The organism is Actinomycetes bacterium (assembly GCA_036000965.1).
Lineage (GTDB): Bacteria > Actinomycetota > CALGFH01 > CALGFH01 > CALGFH01 > DASYUT01.
Map to the genome: position 1 here is coordinate 1 of DASYUT010000207.1, position 1889 is coordinate 1889.

Sequence of the window (1889 nt, forward strand, 5' to 3'; positions counted from 1 at the left end):
CTAGCCCCAGTTTCCTGGCTAGTTCGATCTTGATGCCTGGCCGGTGGTAGCTCACCGGACCTGACCTGGGGCGACACGCCGCGAGGCTGCTTGAAATTCCTTGATCAAGTGTATTACCTAAATTCATGTCATCGGTGATCAGCAAGACGATCAAGGGAAACACGTACTACTACCTGGCGACCTCGGCCCGGGTAGACGGCAAGCCGCGGATCGTGGAACAGACCTACCTGGGCACCGCCGCCGAGATCGCCGCGGCGATGGCCGGGGCGACCCGCATGCCGACCCGGAGCAGGCATCTGGCGTTCGGGGACCTCGCCGCGGCCTGGAGCGTGATCGAGAAGCTGGGAGTCGTCGAGACCGTCGACGAGGTCGCCGGCGCCCGGCGAGCCGACGCGGGCGCCTCGGTGGGGACATACCTGGCGCTGTCCACCCTGAACCGGGTCGTCGACCCCTGCTCCAAAAGCGCCTTCGCCGACTGGTGGGCCGGCACGGCCGGGGATCGCCTGCTCAAAATCCGGCCTGCGGCCTTGGACAGCCGCCGGTACTGGGACGCCACCCGCCCACTGGACGCCACGGCGCTGGCCGAGATCGAGCGGCGGATCGCGCTGCGCGCGGTCGCCGCCTTCGGCCTGGACATCTCCTCCCTCGCGCTGGACATGACCAACTTCGCTTCCTTCATCGACTCGACCAACACGCGCGCCTCGCTGGCCCAGCGCGGCAAGGCAAAGCAGAAACGGTTCGACCTACGCCTGGTCGGCCTCGGCCTGGTCGTCACCCGCGACGGCGGCATCCCCCTGGTCTCCCACGCCTACCCCGGCAACAAGACCGACGTCACCCAGTTCCCCGCCGTGATCGACGAACTGTCCCGCCGCCACCGCCTCCTCGGCGGCCAGCCCGGCGCGCTGACCGTCGTCTTCGACGCCGGGCAGAACTCCGAGCCGAACTTCGCCAAGCTCACCGCCGCGAAGCTGCACTACGTCGGCTCGCTGCCCCCCTCAGACTGCCCGGACCTGCTCGCCATCCCCCGCACCGACTACCGCCTGGTCGCCGCCTTTCAAGGACTGCGCGCCCACGAGACGACCGTGCAGGCCCTCGGGCTTGCCCACCGGTGCGTGCTCACCCACTCCGACGAGCTGCACGCTGGCCAGTCCCGCGGGCTGGACCAAGCCCTCGCCAAAGCCGGGCGCGAGCTGGACGGGATCCAAGACACCCTCGCCCGCGGGCGAGCCCGCCGCACCCGCGCCCAACTCGAAGCCGCCATCGACAAGATCGCCAACAGGCAATACGTGCGCGACGTGCTCACCTGGACCCTCACCGGCGACGCCCCGCCAGCCATCCGGCTGGACTGGCGGGTCGACGAAGCCGCCCGCGCCGCGCTGGAAGACCGCGTCTTCGGCAAGCGCGTCCTCATCACCGACCGCCGCGACTGGACCATCCCCGACATCGTCGCCGGCTACCGGTCCCAATCCGAGGCCGAGTTCGGCTTCCGCCAGCTCAAAGACCCCCAGGTGGTCTCCTTCAGCCCCATGCACCACCACACCGACCCGCACATCCGCGTCCACGTCTTCTGCTGCGTCCTCGCCCTGATGACCGCGCACCTCATGCGCCGGCAAGCCGCCCGCGCCGGCCTCCAGCTCTCGGTGCGCGCCCTGCTCGACGCCCTCGCCGGCATCCAACAAACCGTGCTGCTCTACCCCGGCGACCGCGGCCGCCCCAAAGCCCGCCGCATGATCACCGACATGAGCGACACCCAACAGAGGCTGTTCGAGATCTTCGAACTCCACCGCTGGGCACCGGCCAGTTAGGCAATACACCACACCTAGATCAACACCACGCCTGACCTGCGAGAACACCAGTCTCGATCAAACCAGCCAGGAAACTCCGGCTAG

1 protein-coding gene is annotated in these 1889 nt (G+C 68.7%); it reads left to right on the plus strand.

Going from position 1 to position 1889, the window contains the following annotated elements; genetic code table 11:
- The first annotated feature begins 125 nt into the window (after nucleotides 1-125).
- Nucleotides 126-1805, plus strand: a complete 1680-nt coding sequence (locus tag VG276_19315; GenBank protein ID HEV8651482.1) for an IS1634 family transposase — start codon at nucleotides 126-128, stop codon at nucleotides 1803-1805.
- The last annotated feature ends 84 nt before the right edge of the window (nucleotides 1806-1889 follow it).